The organism is Methanofollis formosanus, from assembly GCF_019633745.1.
GTDB classification, from domain to species: Archaea; Halobacteriota; Methanomicrobia; order Methanomicrobiales; family Methanofollaceae; genus Methanofollis; species Methanofollis formosanus.
Genome location: NZ_CP037968.1, coordinates 1,968,294 through 1,983,417 on the forward strand (window position 1 = coordinate 1,968,294; position 15,124 = coordinate 1,983,417).

The window sequence follows — 15,124 nt, forward strand, 5'->3', positions numbered from 1 at the left end:
ACGATGCACCGCATGGACGACGAGATCGATCTGATCAGAAACTACGTTGAGACGACCCTCCGGGCGTCGGGTTCCCACGGCTTCGACCACATCCTCCGGGTCACCCGCCTCTGCGAGGCGATCGGCCGGGTGGAGGGTGCCGATATGCGGGTGCTCATCCCGGCCGCTCTCTTCCACGATATCGCCCGACCTCTGGAGGAGGAGCGCGGGTTTTCCCATGAAGAGGAGGGGGCGCGGATCGCAGAAGACTATCTCAGGTCGGTCCGCTACGACACCGACCGCATCCCCCTGATCGCCCATGCCATCCGCACCCACCGCTACCGATCCACGGCAACGCCGGAGACCCTTGAGGCTAAGATCCTCTCTGACGCCGACAAACTCGACGCCCTCGGGGCGGTCGGCATCGCCCGGACCTTTCTGCGGGCCGGCGAACACGGCGGCGGGATCCAGGACGCCGTCGATCATATCGGGGATAAACTCCTGAAATTGAAGGGTTTGATGTACACCGACGGCGCCCGGCAGATCGCCGAAGAACGGCATGAATTACTCACCAGGTTTGTTGAGAACCTCGATGAGGAGATGCACGTCGGCGGCCGGTGTCGTTGATCCGGGATGGCACCGCTCTCCCCACAACTCTTTTATCCATCCCACGCCACCCCCCTCCCATGCCTGAAGTCACCGTCTACTCCACCAGACAATGTCCCTACTGCCGGATGGTCAAGGCCTTCCTGGAAAAGCACGGGATCGAGTACCGGGACATCGACGCCGGCGCCGAGGAGAATGCGGCCGCCGACCTCTACCGCATCTCCGGCCAGCTGGGCGTGCCGGTCACCATCGTCGGCGAAGAAGTGATCGTCGGCTTCGACGCCCCGCGGCTCACTGAAGTTTTCGGGGCGGAAACCGGCGGCGACACCTTCGACGTCGTCATCCTCGGCGCCGGGCCCGCCGGGCTGACGGCCGCCGTCTACACCGCCCGAAAATCCCTTTCCACCCTTGTCATCTCCGAGAACATCGGGGGACAGGCCATGGAGAGCTGGGCCGTCGAGAACTATATGGGCTATCGGATGGTCACCGGCGAAGACCTGATGAACAGGTTCGAGGAACAGGCCAGGGGCGCCAACGTCCGTCTCGAACTCGACCGCGTCATCGGGGTGAGCAGAGCACCCGAAGGGCTCTTTGCCGTCTCTACCTATGCGGGCCAGACCTTCAAGGCCAGGAGCGTCATCGTCGCCACCGGCCGTCGTCCCCGCCGCCTCGGCGTCGAAGGCGAAGAGAAGTTCTGGGGCCGCGGCGTCTCGGTCTGCTCCACCTGCGACGGCCCCCTCTTCAAGGACAGGGACGTCGCCGTCGTCGGCGGCGGGAACTCCGCCGTCACCACCGCCCTGGAGATGGCCGGAATCGCCCGCCACGTTCACCTCATCGTCCGCTCCCAGGTCAGGGCCGACCCTCTCTATGCCGACCGTCTCGGAGAATACGAGAATGTCACGGTGCACATGCCCTACACCGTGACCGGTCTCCTCGGCGAGGAGGTGCTCGCCGGCGTGCGGATCCGGGAAGCGAAAAGCGGGAAAGAGCGAAGACTCACGGTTGACGGCGTCTTTGCCGAGATCGGCCACGAACCCAACACCGCCGCCGTCAGGGATCTGATCAGCCTCAACGACCAGGCCGAGATCCTGGTGGACGAGAACTGCCGGACCAACCGCCCCGGCATCTTTGCCGCCGGCGACGTCACCTCGGTGCGGGGCAAACAGATCATCATCGCCTCAGGCGAAGGTGCGAAGGCCGCCCTCGAGGCCCACGCCTACCTGATGGCTGGCGGAGCACAGGCCGCGGCAAAAGCCGCCGCCGCGCCGGCCCGCACCCCCCCGCTCATCCCGCCTCACCCCTGAAAAGCGGGTCGACGCCGGCGACCTTCTCCTCGGGGCCGATGACCACGCAGACGTCTCCGGCCTCAAGCACCGTCTCCCCGCTCGGGGCGGAGAGGACGATGGTCCCCCGGCGGACAGCCAGAACCGTCACTCCGTAGCGCCGGCGCAGGTCGAGGTCGGCCAGACTCCGCCCCTCGGCCGGTGCTCCTTCCCCGACCCTGAGGCTCTCGATCTCTGCTCCGGGCTGGAAGAACCCGATGTCGTGGAGGCACGGCGCTTGCCTGGCCGTGGCCCTGAGGAAGCCGTAGCCCCCGGCCCGCACCTCGGCCGTGAACCGTTCAATCTCCTCTCTCGGCACCAGGTATGTGGTGAGGATCCTGGTGAAGATCTCGACCGAGGTCTCGAACTCGGCCGGGATCACCTCGTCGGCCCCGAGTCTGATGAGTTCCTCCATCTCGCTCACGTACCGGGTCCTGGCGATGATCCGGAGGTGGGGGTTTGCCCGTCTCGCCGTCGCCACCACCCGTCCGGTCGCCGATGGATCGGAGATGACGACGACGAGCGCCTTGGCCCGGCCGACGCCGGCATGCTCGAGAACCGCAGTCCTGGCCGCGTCGCCGTAATAGATCGCTTCACCTCGTTCCCGTTCCTCGCGCACGGTCTCCGGGTTCATCTCGATGACAACGTACGGGATCCCGGCGGCCTGAGCGGCCCTGGCCACATGCCTGCCGCTGAGCCCGAACCCGACGATGACGATATGATCTCGCCGTGCCGGTTCTTCGGGGGGTGCCTCCCTGATGCTCCCTGTCCTGACCCGCTCAGGGAGGGGGAGGCGGCAGGAGCGGTCGGCGAGAGTCGGCGAGAGCCCGACGGTGAAGGGCGTGGCGATCATCGTGACCACCGCCACGGCCAGGAAGACCTGCTCGGCCCCGGCGCTGATGAGCCCGTATTCCATGCCTACGACTGAGAGGATGAACGAGAACTCTCCGATCTGGCTGAGTGCCGTGCCAGTGAGGACTGAGGTCTGGAGCGACGAGCCGATGAGGGAGGTGACGGCAGCGGCGACGACGCTCTTGCCCAGGATGACGGCGAGAGCGAGGGCCAGCACGGTCCCGGGATGAGCGACGACGAACCCGAGGTCCAGGAGCATCCCGACCGAGACGAAGAAGAAACTGGTGAAGACATCCTTGAAGGGGAGGACCGTGCCGAGGGCTTCATGGGCGTATTCGGACTCCGAGATGATCAGCCCGGCGAGGAATGCGCCGAGGGAGAGGGAGAGCCCGGCGCTCTGGGTGAGCCAGGCGGTGAAGAGACAGACGACGATGATGGAGAGGAGAAAGATCTCGCGGCTCCGCAGCCTGGCGGCATGGAAGAGGAGTTTTGGAACAAGCCACTTTGCCGAGACGACCACGTAGGCGATGAGCCCGGCCGAGGTGAGGAGGAAGGCCAGGACCGCCCCGGTGCCGGGTTCGCCGCCCTCCCCGGCGAGGAAGGGGACGAGGAGCATCATCGGGATGATGACCAGGTCCTGGAAGATGAGGATCCCGAGGGCGGTGCGGCCGTGTGGGCTCTCCACTTCTGAGCGTTCCTGGAGAAGCGAGAGGACGATGGCGGTGCTGGAGAGTGAGAGAAGAAACCCGAAGAAGATCGCATGGCCCGGTGCGAGCCCGAAGAAAAGGCCGGCCGCCGCAACTGCGAGGACGGTGAGGACCACCTGAAGGCTGCCGCCGACGAGCACGGCCCGGCGGATCCGCAGCAGGTGCTGGAACGAGAACTCCATCCCGATGGTGAAGAGGAGGAGGACCACCCCGAGTTCGGCGAGACTCTGGACGCTCTGGGGATCGTCGATGAGCCCGAGGGCGTGTGGCCCGGCGACCATCCCGGTGATGAGAAAACCGACGATGCCCGGGATCTTCAGCCGCGAGCAGAGAAAGAGAATGGCGATGGAGAGAGCGAAGATGACAATGATGTCGTTGAGGATCAGATCTTCCATGCAGGGACTCCTGATCATCTATCTCGATCGGATCTGAAGTACGTTTGCAGGGTTCCCTCTCCTTTCGACAGGGCGTGAGTGAGGAACGCCGCTCCATCGTCGCCTCTACCTATCCTCATCGTAGAGGGTAACCCCCGGCGTAAGCGTGTGGGAAGGCGTGCCGCCCTCATCGTGGAATCTTTCCTGGAATCGTGCACCAGGGGGCTTTGCCCCCCGGACCCCCCACGACGAAGATAGGGACGGGGCGGCGATGGAGCGAGGTATCAACCAGTTCTCCTGTCTGAATATGGGAGATCAATCGACGAGAAATTTTCATCGCGTATGCCTGAGCCCCGGGTTCATGCTCAATTCTGCACAGCCCCATCCATAGCAATTTTTCATGCGGTATGCCCGAGGCGTGCTTTCGCATCATGCCTGCCCCACGGAGCAAAAAAAGATAAAAGGTGACGGTTCAGTCCCTCTTCCCGGCACGCTGCCGGTCCTTCTCCTCATACCCCTCGCGCAGCAGGGTCATGAGGTCCTTGACCGGGAGCGTCGTGTGTTCGGAGATATGATACTCGCAGAACGGGCAGCACGAGACGACCATCCCGGCCCCACTCGCCTCGAAGGCCTCGCCGCGCCGGTCCCCGAGGGCCGCCGCCACTTCGGGCCTGCCAGAACGCACCCCGCCGCCTGAACCGCAGCACTGGTTCGGGGTCTCGACGAACCGCTCGACCACCGTTCTGAGGAGAGCACGCGGCTCCTCGCTGATCCCCTGGCCACGGAGGAGGTGGCAGGGGTCGTGATAGGTGACGGTGAGCGGGAGCTTTGCCGGCGCCTCGCACCCGTATTTTGCGAGCACCTCCGTGGCGTCCATCACCTTGAACGGCGTTTTGTAGTCGTTCTTGAGTGTCGACCCGCACCCGGCGCACATCGTCATCACAAGATCGATATCGCGGGTCCTGAATGCCTCGATGTTGCGGCGCTTGAGATAGTCGATGAACTCCGTCTGGCCGGTCCTGATCAGGGGCGAACCACAACAGACCTGCTCGTGCGGGATGATCACCCTGATGCCGTTTCGCCGCATCACGGCAAGCATGTCAAGTGCCGTCTCAGGGAGGCGGCCGTTGTACATGCAGCCCACGAAGAACCCGACCGTCCCCTTCACCTCGCCCTCGGGTTCGATCACTGCCGGCACCTGCTCGAGGAGCGTCGGTTTCGTCCGGTCCACACTCCGGCCGGTCTGCCTGACCATCTCGGCCACCGTCGTATGGCGCGGGAGGGCAAGGCCCTGCCTCGCCGCCACCTCGCGGAGTTTCTCGATCGCCTTGCCCGGGATCTGGATCTCCTTGGGGCAGACGATCCGGCACTGCTGGCAGGAGGTGCAGGCGAAAAGCCCCCTCTCCACCGCTTCGCCCGCCCGCTCGCCGGTGTCGCGCGGGTCGAGGGCCAGGCGGAGTTCCTGACGCATCGCCGTCGGCCCCGCGAACTCAGAGACCTTCAGCGCTGGACAGACCGAGACGCAGGACATGCACTCGATGCACTCGCGCAGCGGTTTGATCGCCTCGATCTCGGCCTGTGTCGGGAACGTCTCACACTCGGCCGGGGTGATGGAGGTGAACCGGCCCAGGTACGGCGCCAGGTCCACTTCCAGATCCCGGGTCACCGGGAGGTCGAGGGGCTCGACGACCATCCCGTCGCGGGCCTCGGTCAGGCACGCCAGGCCGGGCGCGCCGTCCACCTTTACCGCACAGCTCCCGCACTGCCCGGCGCCGCAGCACCAGCGGTAGGCGAGCGTCGGGTCCATGGCATGAACGGCATGGAGGGCGTGGAGAACCCGCGCCCCGTCGTGGACCTCGACGGTATACTCTTCAAGGCGCGGCTGACTGTCGGTCTCCGGGTCAAAGCGCGAGACCTGAAACGTGATCTCTTTCATGGCTCTCTCTCCTCGATGGACGCTCCCTGCAGACTGATCCTGGTGTGGCCATACGGTGAGTGGGCCGGATCCCAGTCCTGGGAGACATCGGTCCGGTAATGGGCCCCGCGGCTTTCGGGCCGCAGGAGGGCCGAACGGACGATGAGCAGGGCTGTGGTGCAGAGGTTCTGGACGCCGCAGCATTCGATGAGGTTGCGTTCAGACACCGCCCGGATCGGGGCGGTGAGCAGACCTTCGACGACCCGCTCTGTCGTCTGCAGTGCGGTTGCGTCCCGCCGGATCCCGGCGCCGTCCCACATCGCACGCTGGAGGTGTTCCCGCACCCAGGTCGGCGAGGACTCGCCCTCGGAGAAGGCGGCGAGCCGTTCTTCCTGCGCTGCCACCTGGACCCGGTCGAGGGCTTTCGTCCGCTCGGGTGCCTTTCCGGCCGCTTCGCCGGCCCGCTTCCCGAAGACCTGGGTCTCGGCCAGGGCGTTGCCGCCGAGGCGGTTGGCGCCGTGGACCCCGCCGGCGGTCTCGCCGCAGGCGAAGAGCCCGGCCACGCTCGTCTGGCAGTGAGGGGTGATCCGCAGCCCGCCCATCACATGGTGGGCGGTGGGGGCGACCTCCATCGCCTCGGTCCTGATGTCCACACCGTACCTGAGGAACTGGGAGAGCATCAGCGGAAGCCGCTCCTCGATCTGGCTGGCCGGCAGATGGGTGACGTCCAGCCAGACGCCGTCGTGGGAGGTCCCTCGTCCCTCCAGCACCTCGGTGGCGATCGCACGCGCCACCACGTCGCGGGTGGAGAGTTCCATCCGTTCAGGGTCGTAGCGGTGCATGAACCGTTCGCCGTCTGCATTGACCAGATGACCGCCCTCTCCCCGCACCGCTTCGGTGACCAGCCGTCCCCTGGCGTCGTACGGATAGACCGCACCGGTCGGATGGAACTGGACCATCTCCATATCGATCAGGTCGGCGCCGGCGCGGTACCCGAGGGCGAAGCCGTCGCCGGTGCCGGTGCCCGAGTTGGTGGAGACATCGTAGACCCTCGACCCCCCGCCGGCCGCGAGGACGACGGCGTCGGCGCGGACCGCGATCATCTCGCCTTTTTTGTCCAGGGCCAGGGCGCCGCAGACCCGGTCCCCGTCTATGAGCAGTTCAATCGCGGCCGTCTCCTCCAGTCGCTCGACACCGCTCCCGCGCAGCCGCTCCATCAGGGTGGCCATGATCTCGTGGCCGGTCCGGTCGCCCGCGTAGCAGGTCCGCGGGAAGGACTGGCCGCCGAAGGAGCGCTGGGCCACCTCGTGGTCGGCCGAGGCGTCAAAGACCGCACCCCATCTCACCAGGTCGGCGAGGCGCGCGGGGGCGTCGTGGACCAGCGCCTCGACCAGGGCCGGGTCGTTGAGGTACGCTCCTCCGCGGAGCGTGTCGCCTACATGGAGGTCGCAGGTATCGTCGTCTTTGAGGACGGCGTTGTAGCCGCCCTCGGCCATCGTTGTACAGCCGCCCTTCCCGGTGAGGCTCTTGGAAAGGAGGACCGTCTCACCGTATCGGTCGGCCTCGATCGCCGCCCTCACTCCGGCGCCGCCACTCCCGATTACGAGGACATGGCAGTCGATCACGTCCAGCGCGCGCATTCACTTATTACGTGGGCGGTGTCAGTACATAAATAACATCGTGTGGGATCAGAGAGAGTGAGCCAGAAATGAGGCTTGTAATGAAATTCGGAGGCACATCTGTCGGTGATGCCGAGTCAATCGCCCGTGTGGTCGATATCCTTGCCCGGTACCATGCCGAGGGGCACGAACTCGCCGTCGTCGTCTCGGCCATGTCCGGCGTGACCGACCGGCTCCACGCCATCGCTGCAGAGGCCGAATCCAGCGTAGAAGAACCCCAGATTGCCGCATTTATCCAGGCACTGCGGGCAAAGCATATGAAGGCCCTTGAGGCCGTCGCACCCTCCCAGGTTGAAGAGGTCGGCGCCGTCATCGACGAACGGCTCTGGAAACTCGAGCATATTCTCACGGCGGTCCACGTCCTCCACGAGTTGACCCGCCGTTCCAAGGACTATATTGTCAGTTACGGCGAGCGTCTCTCGTCGGTGATCGTGAGCGCGGCCCTGCGTGAACGGGGTATGCCGTCGGTCGCCCTCGACGGGTGCGAGGCCGGGCTTCTCACCACCGACCGGCACGGCGACGCCCTGGTCCTCCCGTCCAGCGACGCGAGGATCAACAGCCGTGTTCTCCCCCTCCTGATGGACACAGTCCCGGTGATCACGGGATATATGGGCTGCACGCCCGAGGGGATCGTCACCACCTTGGGCCGGAGTGGTTCGGACTACTCGGGAGCGGTGATCGGCCGCGGGATCGATGCCGACGAGGTCTGGATCTGGACCGACGTCGACGGCGTGCTGACCTCGGACCCGCGGGCGATCGAGAACGTGCGCGTGCTGCCCTACATCAGTTACCGGGAAGCGATGGAACTCTCGTATTTCGGGGCGAAGGTGCTTCACCCGAAGTCCATCGAGCCGGCGATGGAGAAGGACATCATCGTGCGGGTGAAGAACACCTTCAACCCCGACCATCCAGGCACGGTGGTGCGCCGGCAGGAGAACCGCGAGAAGCGGGTGGTGAAGGCGGTCACGCACATCGACCGGGTGGCCCTGGTCAATGTCAACGGGGTGCAGATGGTCGGGCGGCCCGGGACGGCGAAGGAGATCTTCTCGCTCCTCGGGGACGCTGGGGTGAACGTGATGATGATCTCGCAGGCGTCGTCGCAGGCGAACATCTCGATGATCATCGAGGAGGCCGACCTGGCCGTGGCACAGGACGTCCTTTCCGGCCCGGTGAAGGCCGGGCTGGTGCGGGAGGTCACGGCAGACCGGAATGTCGTGGCCGTGGCGGTCGTGGGTGCCGGGATGGCCGGCACGCCCGGGATCTCGGGCCGCATCTTCACGGCGCTCGGGAACGAAGGGATCAACGTGATGATGATCTCGCAGGGGTCGTCCGAGGTGAATGTTTCCTTTGTGGTGAAACAGCAGGAGCACCATCGGGCGCTGCAGGTGCTGCACGACGAGTTCAGGCTTTCAGAGGAATGTGACGATGAGTAATACTACAGAAGGATATGCGGCGGCCGGAGTGGACATCGACCTCGAGGCGGCAGGGGTAAAGACGCTGATCGAGCAGTTGACCTTCCGGCGGTCGGGGGCGTTCCAGACGATCGGGAAGAGCGGGCATTTCGCCGGGCTGGTGGAGTTCGGCGATATGGCCCTGGCCCTGGCGGTCGACGGCGTCGGGACGAAGATGCTGGTGGCCGACGCCCTGGAGGACTGGTCGACGGTGGGCATCGACTGCATCGCGATGAATGTCAACGACCTCTTTGTGATGAATATCGAGCCGGTGGCGTTCGTGGACTATATCGCGTGCAGCGAGATTTCGCTGGACAAGATGCGCCAGATCGGGCAGGGGCTCAACGAAGGTGCCCGCCTGGCCAACATGAACATCGTCGGCGGGGAGACGGCGACGCTGAAGGGCCTGGTCACCGGTCTCGACCTGGCCGGGACGTGTCTCGGAGTCCAGCAGAAGGACCGGATCGTCACCGGCGAGCAGGTGACACCCGGCGACCTGATCGTGGGCGTGCCCTCGACGGGTGTCCACTCGAACGGCTACACCCTGGCCCGAAAGGTCGCCCTGGAACACGGCGGCTTCGACCTTTTCCTCCCGTCCGGCCGGACGGTGGGCGAGGCCCTCCTCACGCCGACCAGGATCTACCGGGAGGCGCTGGACGCCGCGGCGGCCTGCGAGGTCCATGGGATGTGCCATATCACCGGCGGGGGTCTCTTGAACTTCACCCGTCTCTCAAACTTTGGGTTCGATATCACCGATCCCCTGCCGGTCCCCGAGATCCTCGCATGGGTCGGGGAGCAGGGCGGGATCGCCGAGGCCGAGATGTACCGGACCTTCAACATGGGTATGGGCTACGCCTTCGTCATCCCTGAGGAGAGTCTGCCGGCCCTCAAGCAGGTGGTGCCCGACGCCGAGGTGGCCGGAGTGGTGGTGCCCGAGGCGGGTGCGTACCTCCGGGGCGAGCAGATCCGGTAAAATATTTTCATACTTTTTTTGGTGCGGGAAGGGCGGCAACTCCATCTTCATGTACGTTGATTGTGCCTTCCCGGCCCTATCGTCATCCCGGGGGTTCCGGGGGCAGAGCCTCCGGCGTGTGTGGTAGAGGAAAGCGGATGATCAGGCGTCCCGCCCCCTATCCCTGGATCTGTTCTACCGCCTCGCGAGAGGATAGAGCGGGGGACGGCACGGTTTGGTGTGCTCCTCTGAGAAGGGATCGCTCCTCTCCTTTTCCGGGGTCTACCTTCGGGGTCGCGACGGCGGGAAAGGTGAGGTGATCAGAAGGGCACGCCCCCAGTGCAGAATCTTCACCGCTCTTTCGTGTCAGGAGATTCCCCTCGTTCTCCTGAGCAAAAAAGAAGAAAAAAAATTACTCGGTCTCCAGATGACTCTGGACACTCCCGTTCACGAACTCGACCTTTCGGCAGGCGCACTCCTCGCCCGCCACCGCAACCGGGTACTCGCCGGTCAGGCACGCCGTGCAGAGGTCGCCGATATCGATCCCGATCGCGTCCACCATCTTGCAGAGCGGCACATGATAGAGCGAATCAGCGTGGATCTGCTTGCGCACCTCCTCGGTCGACCGTTTGTGCGCGATCAGTTCGGTCCTCGTCGGGAAGTCCACGCCCAGATAACAGGGGGCGACGATCGGGGGCGAACCCACCCTCAGATGAACCTCCTTCGCCCCGGCGTCCCTGACGATATCGATGAGCCGCCGCGAGGTCGTCCCCCGCACCACCGAGTCGTCGATGAGCACCACCGACTTGCCTTCCACGTGCTTTCGGATCGGGTTGAGCTTGATCCGCACGGCATTCTCCCGCATCTGCTGGTTGGGCATGATGAAGGTCCGGCCCATATACCGGTTCTTCATCAGACCCTCCAGGTACGGCGTCCCTGATTCTGTGGAATACCCGATCGCATACGCCGTCCCCGAGTCTGGGACCGGTGCCACAATATCGGCATCCGCCGGCCCACCCCTGGCAAGATCCTCGCCAATTTTGCGGCGCACGTCGTAGACCAGCGTCCCGTCGATGACCGAGTCGGCCCTGGCGAAATAGACGTACTCGAACATGCAGTGGGCCCTCCGGTCGGAGACCGCGATCTGCGTCGACCTGACCCCCGTCTCCGTGATCGTGACGAGTTCGCCGGGCCGCACGTCCCGCAGGAACGTTCCGTTGAGGGCGTCGATCGCCACACTCTCCGACGCCACGATGTGGCCATCCTTTGTCTTGCCCAGACAGAGGGGCTTGATCCCCAGGGGATCGCGGAAAGCGTACAGCGTCTCGTCGAGCATCAGCACGATCGAGTACGACCCCCGCAGGAGTCGCATCGCCGTTGCCACAGCGTCCTCTACCGAACCGGAGGTGCGGATCTCGTGGGCGATGATCGTTGCGATCACCTCGGAATCGGTGCTTGTACAGAAGATCTGCCCGTCACGCTCGTACTGCGCCCGCAGCGCATCGGTGTTCACCAGGTTCCCGTTGTGCGCCAGAGAGATGGTCTGGTCACGGAAGACAAAATTGAATGGCTGGATATTTTCCGGCAGATTCGCACCGGTTGTCGGATACCTGACATGCCCGATCCCGACGGTCCCCTTGAGCTCCTGAAGAATCGATTCATCAAAGACCTCGGCCACCAGTCCCTTGCCCTTGTGGACATAGGGCCGGTGGTCAAAAGTGGACATGCCCGCACTCTCCTGCCCGCGGTGCTGGAGAGCGTACAGGGCATAATACAACGGGAAAGAGACACCGCCAGCATCCACGATGCCAACGATCCCACACATATTCAGACTACCTTAATGAGTTGGTACTTTGGGGCGTTTGGTCGTCCACTTGTAGCTGCTCATCTTCTTGCTCCGGCCAAAGCCACAGGCCGAGCATACCTTGTGCTTGGCATGGAAGGATTTCTTTCCACACCTGCGGCAGGTGATGTGGCTGTTCTTCTGCCGCTTACCCATCGATGGTGTACCTTTTGACATGAACGCTCACCGTACTTATTCAACTGAAGGAGATATATAGATCACATTGTCTCCACGGACGATCACTGTGCCGTGTTTCTCCACCGAGCCTTCGACTTCTTCCTCGGCCCGGTCAAGGACGAGGTTCAGGTGGACATCGTACCCCTGCAGGATCCCGCGGATCTCACGCCCGCCTTTAAGAGCGATAATGACCGGCTGGCCGTTGAGTACCTGATCCAGAATCTCCAGTGGTCTTTTTGTCATGGTAATTACCCTTTGACCCGTTTAAGAGTACCATACATGCGAGGGGAATCTACTTAAATATACCGCGGCGAACCATTTAATGAGAGATACAGGGTATTGTGGTTGGCTATGGGGGATATTCAGGTTAAAAAAAGACACAGCATCAAGAAATCTGTGGCGACGCAGCTCAAGAAGGCGCTTGAAGCGGAGATCGGGGTCGATGCAGCACTCTTCGACGCAAAGACGATCGAAGTCGTCGAGACCGACTCGGTGTTCACGATCTATCTGGTGGAGAAGAAGCCGCTGCTGATGGAGTTCGAGGGTCGGATCTTCCCCACAGTGCGGGGTGCGGTCGAGCGGCCCTTCGAGGCGAGGAGGGTGACGGTCGACATGGGCGCCGTACCCTTCGTGATGAACGGCGCCGATATCATGCGGCCGGGGGTGGTCAACGCTACGCCCGACGTCAGGAAAGATGCACCCTGCATCATCGCCGAGGAACGATACGGCAAACCACTGGCCGTCGGGATCGCCCTCTATGACGGGGCCGACCTGCTGGCCCAGGAGAAAGGGAAGGTCGTCAGGACGGTCCACCGGGTAGGGGACAGCATCTGGAACCTTGAACTCTGAACGCGATTTGGATACCATTAAATAAATTCCATTCTAGAGTTGTTTTCATGGGAAAATTCCTCGAATCCATTATGGGCAGGAGCGCGCCTCCGAGGCAGGACGACTATATGGACCTCGACCTCAGCACCTTTGAGGGTGCGACGCACGACGAGCCGGCGTCGATGTACGTGAAGGTCGCCCAGATCACCGATATCAAGGACACCCCCCGCGTGAAAGACGAAGTCTACAACGGCAACCTGGTCGTCGTGGACATCACCCGCCTGAAGCTGGACAAGATCATGTACGAGCGGGTGCTCAAGGACCTCCGCGAGGTGGCGAATGATGTCAACGGCGATATCATCGGCCTCGGCGAGCAGCAGTACGTGATCATCACTCCCATGTCGGTACGGATCTCCAGGGAGAAGATCGGAGGACTGTAGTGCGCACCGTGCTTCGTGCCCCCTGCCCGGTCTGCAGAGAGGAGATCGAATATATCTATCAGACCGAGGAGATCCCGTACTTTTCTGAAATCCTCATCGAGAGTGCAAACTGTCCGTGTGGCTGGCGGATGAGCGACGCCTTCATCATGCGGGAAGGCGTGCCGGGGAGGGACGAGTTGACGGTCTCGGGCGAAGAGGATCTCTCGGTGCGGGTGGTGCGAGGCTCGGCCGGGACGATCGAGGTGCCCGAACTGGGAATCGAGATCAAGCCCGGCCCGGCCGCTGAGGCCTTCATCAGCAATGTCGAAGGGGTGCTCGACCGGATCGATGCCGTCCTGGAGATCGCTCTCAGGACGGCGGGGGCCGAGGAGCGGGAACGGTGCCTGGCGATCAGGGACCGGATCGCGGCGGTGAAGCGCGGCGAGGATCGGGTCACGCTGATCATCGAGGACCCGACCGGGAACTCGGCGCTGATCCGCAACCCCGAAGACGGTTGTGAATAACCGTTCATCTTTTTTGCCCGGGCCGGATGGAGTCTTTTTCCGGACCAAATGAAGAGGTTAAGGCTCTGTAGAATTGGGTATGAGACGATATCGCGCCTCAAGCATACGGGATGAAAATATCATACCAGAACTGGATCGATTCTTGTTCCTCCTCCTTACGAACGAGGAACGGATCGAAGTCGAGCACCCTGCCGGCCCTCGGTTATCCTCGTCGTGGGGTGTCCGGGGGGTGCAACCCCTCGGTGCACGATTCTAGGAACGATTCTACGATGAGGGCGGCACGCCTGATCATCATGCCTTCCCACACCCTTGCGCCGGTGGCACTGCTCTCGGACTCCTCTCTGCCCTGATATGCGACTGGAAGGATTGTATGAAGTACGCGGGTGATCGGCGGTGTCACTCTGGCAGAACTGTGAAGTTCTCTACAAAGCGGATGAATCGAAAAGTAGCGAAGGATGGATTTGAACCATCGGTCTACGGGTTATGGGCCCGTCGGGATCTCCTGACTACCCCACCTCGCTATCCGGGAAAAGCAGCATTTCATAATGAGAAAAGTAGCGAGGGATGGATTTGAACCATCGATCTACGGGTTATGAGCCCGTCGGGATCTCCTGACTACCCCACCTCGCTATGCTGTGGGGTATAATCTCTGTTCCGTTTCTATATATAATTTTCTTGCATGCCTGGAGACAGATAGATTATTCTGGACGTCTCATTCCGGATCATGGACGAAGATCTTGAGATGATCAGACAACGCAAGCAGGAAGCACTGGCGGCACGCATCGCCGCCCTCAGGCAGGGGGTGATCAGGGTCGACGACCTCTCCCTCGCCGACACGGTCCGGGAACATCCTCTTCTGGTTGTCGACTTCTCGGCCGAATGGTGCGGTCCCTGTCAGCGTCTCGCCCCGATCTTCGAGGCCCTTGCCGCCGAATTCGCCGGTACCGTCACCTTCGCCACCTGCGACATCGACGAGTCGCATGGGGTCGCCTCCTCCTTCGGCGTCCAGGTGGTCCCGACTATCGTCTTCTTCTCACACGGTCGGGCGGTTGGACGACTCACCGGTGCGCTGCCCGCCGACGTCCTCCGCGCCAATGTCACAAAAATGTTCGGGCTATCTGAATAACCCTTTTTTTGCAGTCAGTCCGCTGAGTTTTGCGGCCAGGATAAAGTCGGTCCGCGTCAGTCCGCCGCAGGCGTAATTGTACCACAGGACGTCGACGTGGCGGTACTGCGAGAGGACGATGTCAGGGAAGTGGTTCGCGCCGCTCTTCGATCCGATCTCGATGACCAGGTTGATGAACGCGGCAGCCTCTCCGACGGTCCGGAAGGAGAACCTCCTCCATAGTCTCCCGTTCTCCAGTGTCCACCCCGGCACCTCGGGAAGGAGTGCAAGCATCTCCCGCCTGGTGAGCGGTGCCGACCCGGGTTCCACCGGCACGGCTGTCTCTGCGCTGAGAGGCATGCTCCTGCCTGCTCGTCCTGAGATATAAAGG

Annotated in this window: 15 protein-coding genes and 2 tRNA genes; 8 read left to right on the plus strand and 9 right to left on the minus strand. The window is 63.1% G+C overall.

Features of this window, described 5'->3' with window-relative positions; genetic code table 11:
- Nucleotides 1–3: 3 nt before the first annotated feature.
- Together E2N92_RS09025 and E2N92_RS09030 are read left to right on the plus strand one after the other, a co-directional pair.
- Nucleotides 4–606, plus strand: coding sequence for an HD domain-containing protein (locus E2N92_RS09025; RefSeq protein ID WP_343222836.1), 603 nt, complete (start codon nucleotides 4–6; stop codon nucleotides 604–606).
- Between the two features lie 59 nt (nucleotides 607–665).
- A complete protein-coding gene (locus E2N92_RS09030; protein ID WP_220680859.1) occupies nucleotides 666–1,889 on the plus strand; it encodes an FAD-dependent oxidoreductase in 1,224 nt (407 codons plus the stop codon).
- Here E2N92_RS09030 and E2N92_RS09035 read toward each other — a convergent pair.
- The 3 genes from E2N92_RS09035 to tfrA form a co-directional block, all read right to left on the minus strand.
- Entirely contained in the window at nucleotides 1,870–3,861 is a 1,992-nt protein-coding gene (locus E2N92_RS09035) for a monovalent cation:proton antiporter family protein (RefSeq protein WP_220680860.1), read from the minus strand. The two genes, E2N92_RS09030 and E2N92_RS09035, sit on opposite strands and share 20 nt — an antisense overlap.
- Before the next feature lie 451 nt (nucleotides 3,862–4,312).
- Nucleotides 4,313–5,776 carry a fumarate reductase (CoM/CoB) subunit TfrB gene (tfrB, locus tag E2N92_RS09040; protein WP_220680861.1) on the minus strand — a complete coding sequence of 488 codons (1,464 nt, stop codon included), beginning with the start codon at nucleotides 5,774–5,776 and terminating at the stop codon, nucleotides 4,313–4,315.
- Entirely contained in the window at nucleotides 5,773–7,395 is a 1,623-nt protein-coding gene (tfrA, locus tag E2N92_RS09045) for a fumarate reductase (CoM/CoB) subunit TfrA (RefSeq protein ID WP_220680862.1), read from the minus strand. The genes tfrB and tfrA overlap by 4 nt, the downstream gene beginning before the upstream one ends.
- 80 nt (nucleotides 7,396–7,475) lie before the next feature.
- Between tfrA and E2N92_RS09050 the strand changes: the two genes are divergently transcribed.
- Nucleotides 7,476–8,867 (plus strand): aspartate kinase, encoded by a 1,392-nt coding sequence (locus tag E2N92_RS09050; RefSeq protein ID WP_220680863.1) that lies wholly within the window; start codon nucleotides 7,476–7,478, stop codon nucleotides 8,865–8,867.
- Nucleotides 8,860–9,858, plus strand: coding sequence for a phosphoribosylformylglycinamidine cyclo-ligase (purM, locus tag E2N92_RS09055; RefSeq protein ID WP_220680864.1), 999 nt, complete (start codon nucleotides 8,860–8,862; stop codon nucleotides 9,856–9,858). Before E2N92_RS09050 ends, purM begins: the two co-directional genes overlap by 8 nt.
- A gap of 391 nt (nucleotides 9,859–10,249) precedes the next feature.
- Here purM and purF read toward each other — a convergent pair whose 3' ends face one another.
- The 3 genes from purF to E2N92_RS09070 are packed head-to-tail and all read right to left on the minus strand — an operon-like array spanning nucleotide 10,250 to nucleotide 12,100.
- Nucleotides 10,250–11,662, minus strand: a complete 1,413-nt coding sequence (gene purF, locus E2N92_RS09060; RefSeq protein ID WP_220680865.1) for an amidophosphoribosyltransferase — start codon at nucleotides 11,660–11,662, stop codon at nucleotides 10,250–10,252.
- A 12-nt stretch (nucleotides 11,663–11,674) separates the two neighbouring features.
- Complete coding sequence (locus E2N92_RS09065; protein ID WP_220680866.1) at nucleotides 11,675–11,857, minus strand: 50S ribosomal protein L37e; 183 nt, start codon at nucleotides 11,855–11,857, stop codon at nucleotides 11,675–11,677.
- A 15-nt stretch (nucleotides 11,858–11,872) separates the two neighbouring features.
- A complete protein-coding gene (locus E2N92_RS09070) occupies nucleotides 11,873–12,100 on the minus strand; it encodes an LSM domain-containing protein (RefSeq protein ID WP_220680867.1) in 228 nt (75 codons plus the stop codon).
- Between the two features lie 108 nt (nucleotides 12,101–12,208).
- Here E2N92_RS09070 and E2N92_RS09075 point away from each other — a divergent pair, with 108 nt between their 5' ends.
- Genes E2N92_RS09075 through E2N92_RS09085 form a run of 3 tightly spaced genes read left to right on the plus strand, consistent with a single transcriptional unit; the run spans nucleotide 12,209 to nucleotide 13,628 of the window.
- Nucleotides 12,209–12,706, plus strand: coding sequence for an RNA-binding protein (locus tag E2N92_RS09075; protein WP_220680868.1), 498 nt, complete (start codon nucleotides 12,209–12,211; stop codon nucleotides 12,704–12,706).
- Nucleotides 12,707–12,753: 47 nt separating this feature from the next.
- On the plus strand, nucleotides 12,754–13,125 hold the full coding sequence (locus E2N92_RS09080; RefSeq protein WP_220680869.1) for a cell division protein SepF: 372 nt from the start codon (nucleotides 12,754–12,756) through the stop codon (nucleotides 13,123–13,125).
- The gene (locus E2N92_RS09085; RefSeq protein ID WP_220680870.1) at nucleotides 13,125–13,628 is read left to right on the plus strand and encodes a ZPR1 zinc finger domain-containing protein; all 504 of its coding nucleotides are present in this window, start codon (nucleotides 13,125–13,127) and stop codon (nucleotides 13,626–13,628) included. The genes E2N92_RS09080 and E2N92_RS09085 overlap by 1 nt, the downstream gene beginning before the upstream one ends.
- 446 nt (nucleotides 13,629–14,074) lie before the next feature.
- On the opposite strand, the gene E2N92_RS09090 is transcribed toward E2N92_RS09085, so the two are convergent.
- Both E2N92_RS09090 and E2N92_RS09095 read right to left on the minus strand, forming a co-directional pair.
- Nucleotides 14,075–14,149, minus strand: a tRNA-Met gene (locus tag E2N92_RS09090).
- Nucleotides 14,150–14,183: 34 nt separating this feature from the next.
- Nucleotides 14,184–14,258, minus strand: a tRNA-Met gene (locus E2N92_RS09095).
- A gap of 94 nt (nucleotides 14,259–14,352) precedes the next feature.
- On the opposite strand from E2N92_RS09095, the gene E2N92_RS09100 reads away from it, so the two are divergent.
- The gene (locus tag E2N92_RS09100) at nucleotides 14,353–14,754 is read left to right on the plus strand and encodes a thioredoxin family protein (protein WP_220680871.1); all 402 of its coding nucleotides are present in this window, start codon (nucleotides 14,353–14,355) and stop codon (nucleotides 14,752–14,754) included.
- On the opposite strand, the gene E2N92_RS09105 is transcribed toward E2N92_RS09100, so the two are convergent.
- A complete protein-coding gene (locus E2N92_RS09105; RefSeq protein ID WP_220680872.1) occupies nucleotides 14,743–15,093 on the minus strand; it encodes a 4a-hydroxytetrahydrobiopterin dehydratase in 351 nt (116 codons plus the stop codon). The two genes, E2N92_RS09100 and E2N92_RS09105, sit on opposite strands and share 12 nt — an antisense overlap.
- Between the last annotated feature and the right edge of the window lie 31 nt (nucleotides 15,094–15,124).

Coding starts and splice junctions, on each gene's coding strand:
- E2N92_RS09050 (WP_220680863.1), top strand. CDS start 7,476: ATGAAATTCGGAGGCACATCTGTCGGTGATGCCGAGTCAATCGCCCGT.
- purM (WP_220680864.1), top strand. CDS start 8,860: ATGAGTAATACTACAGAAGGATATGCGGCGGCCGGAGTGGACATCGAC.
- E2N92_RS09030 (WP_220680859.1), top strand. CDS start 666: ATGCCTGAAGTCACCGTCTACTCCACCAGACAATGTCCCTACTGCCGG.
- E2N92_RS09080 (WP_220680869.1), top strand. CDS start 12,754: ATGGGAAAATTCCTCGAATCCATTATGGGCAGGAGCGCGCCTCCGAGG.
- E2N92_RS09025 (WP_343222836.1), top strand. CDS start 4: ATGCACCGCATGGACGACGAGATCGATCTGATCAGAAACTACGTTGAG.
- E2N92_RS09100 (WP_220680871.1), top strand. CDS start 14,353: ATGGACGAAGATCTTGAGATGATCAGACAACGCAAGCAGGAAGCACTG.
- purF (WP_220680865.1), bottom strand. CDS start 11,662: ATGTGTGGGATCGTTGGCATCGTGGATGCTGGCGGTGTCTCTTTCCCG.
- E2N92_RS09105 (WP_220680872.1), bottom strand. CDS start 15,093: ATGCCTCTCAGCGCAGAGACAGCCGTGCCGGTGGAACCCGGGTCGGCA.
- E2N92_RS09075 (WP_220680868.1), top strand. CDS start 12,209: ATGGGGGATATTCAGGTTAAAAAAAGACACAGCATCAAGAAATCTGTG.
- tfrB (WP_220680861.1), bottom strand. CDS start 5,776: ATGAAAGAGATCACGTTTCAGGTCTCGCGCTTTGACCCGGAGACCGAC.
- tfrA (WP_220680862.1), bottom strand. CDS start 7,395: ATGCGCGCGCTGGACGTGATCGACTGCCATGTCCTCGTAATCGGGAGT.
- E2N92_RS09035 (WP_220680860.1), bottom strand. CDS start 3,861: ATGGAAGATCTGATCCTCAACGACATCATTGTCATCTTCGCTCTCTCC.
- E2N92_RS09070 (WP_220680867.1), bottom strand. CDS start 12,100: ATGACAAAAAGACCACTGGAGATTCTGGATCAGGTACTCAACGGCCAG.
- E2N92_RS09065 (WP_220680866.1), bottom strand. CDS start 11,857: ATGTCAAAAGGTACACCATCGATGGGTAAGCGGCAGAAGAACAGCCAC.